Annotated in this window: 2 protein-coding genes; both read left to right on the top strand. The window is 75.2% G+C overall.

Annotated elements, in window-relative coordinates; genetic code table 11:
- Positions 1-643: hypothetical protein (locus FUT87_RS29725; RefSeq protein ID WP_186830818.1), on the top strand; the 643-nt coding region annotated here is incomplete at its 5' end.
- A 98-nt stretch (positions 644-741) separates the two neighbouring features.
- The coding region (locus FUT87_RS27855; protein WP_222617333.1) for a hypothetical protein at positions 742-1,967 on the top strand (1,226 nt) is incomplete at its 3' end.

Below are 1,967 nucleotides of genomic sequence, written 5' to 3'. Positions count from 1 at the left end.
GCCGGTGCGTTTCGTCAGCGAGGCGCCGATCGCCGTCACCGACACGCGGCTGGCCGCGCTGTGCACGCTGCGGCTGGAGCGGGACCCGCTGATCGCGCCGGAGCGCGACCTCCATTACGTCACCCGCGCGAAGGTGGCGCGTCCGGTCGCGGACGGCCGCACCGTCTGGCCGCTCTTCGGCGCCGCCGGCGGCGCGGGCGCGGAGGACGCGCGCATCGGGCTGGCGGTGGCGTCGCCGCTGCTGGCGCTGCGCGAGGGCGATCGCGAGATCCGCGTGATCCTGCGCCAGACCTCCTCCGGCGCCGCGCCGGACCTGCGCGGCCTGCGCGACGCGGCGCTGCGAGCCGACTCGGCGCCGGCCTTCCGCGACGCCTTCGGCGACCTGCTGCCGCAGTGGCTGCTGGCCGACGGCCCGGCGGCCAGCACGAGCGGCGCGAGCGGCACGAGTGCCACGACGGGTACGGGCGTTGGCGGCGTCGAGATGGACGTCGACGACCTGTCGGAGGCCGACTGGACCGCGCTGCGCCATACCGCGCATCGCCTGACCGGCAACGGCCTGCCGGCGCTGTTCACGGTCCCGGCCGGCCTCATCGCGCGCTGGTCTTCGACCGGCTGCTGCAGGGCGCCTTCCGCGTCAGCCTGAGCACGCCGTCGGGCTGGCACGCCGTCGAGGCGCGGCTCGAACGCGCCGCCGGCGCCGGCCTGTCGCTGTTCATCCGGCTGCGCGCCGACGCGCCGCCGGTGACCGGCTGCGACCCGGCGGTGCATGGCGCCGAATGGCCCACGCGGCTGCCGGTGCTGCGCCTGGAGCTGGCCACGCAGGCGCGGCTCTATCCCTACTCGCTGCTGGCCCGGCTGCCGCTGGCCGAGGTCGACCTGCGGGTGAAGGCGCGCGGCGTGCGCGACGTGCGGCTGGCCAACAACCTCGGCCGGCTGGATCCCTCGAAGGCCTTCGCGCCCTTCGGCCCGCTGCCGGGCCTGTCGTCCTACCTGGTCGTCGGCTCGCCCGAGGCCGCGCGCAAGACCCTGGACCACCTCTCGCTGGACCTCGAATGGGGCGGCCTGCCCAACGAGCCGGGCGGTTTCGACACCCACTACGCCGGCTACGCCGGCCCGGCCGGCAAGGAGCTGCGGCAGGGCCAATTCAGCGTCGAGATCGCCTGGCTGCGCGACGGCCAGTGGCAGGACTGCGCCAACCGCTCCGCCCGACAGCCGCTGTTCGCCGGCACCAATGCCGCCGGCGAGCTGATCGCGACGCAGCACATCGAGCTCGATCCGGGCTCGGTGCGCAAGCTCAGCCGCGCCACCGAGGAGGACTGGTCGACGATGGCGATGCCGCGCAACGGCCTGTGCCGGCTGCAGCTCAGCGGCCCGCGCGCCGCCTTCGGGCACACCGCCTACCCGGTCGAGCTGGGCGCGACGGTGGCCGCCAACGCGCGCACGCGCCGGCCGCGTCCGCTGCCGAACCCGCCCTACACGCCGGTGATCGAGCAGCTCTCGCTGAACTACGAGGCGGCCAGCGTCATCGCGCTGGACCGCGACGACGACCCGCCCGAGGGCGTCGACGGCGAGCGCCTCTTCCACCTGCATCCCTTCGGCCTGCAGACGCTGCTCTCGGCCGTCTCCGGCGGCGGACACGGGCTGCTGCCGCGGCTGGGCGCCGACGGCAACCTCTACCTCGGACTGAGCGGGTCGGACCCGGGCGGCGTGCTGACGCTTCTGTTCCAGCTGCGCGAGTCCTCCGCGCGCGGTCCCCTCAATGGCACCCGTGCGCGCGCGCTGCAGTGGTGGACGCTGGCCGACGACGACTGGCGCCCGCTGCCGCCGACCCGCGTGCTGGGCGACACCACGCATGGCGGCCTGACCTCCGGCATCGTCACGCTGGACCTGCCGCGCGACATGAGCACCACCCACACCGTGATGCCGGCCGGGCTCTACTGGCTGCGGCTCTCGGCGACGAGCGACTT

Source organism: Mitsuaria sp. TWR114 (assembly GCF_007997345.1).
This window is presented reverse-complemented; position numbering and strand designations above follow the sequence as displayed.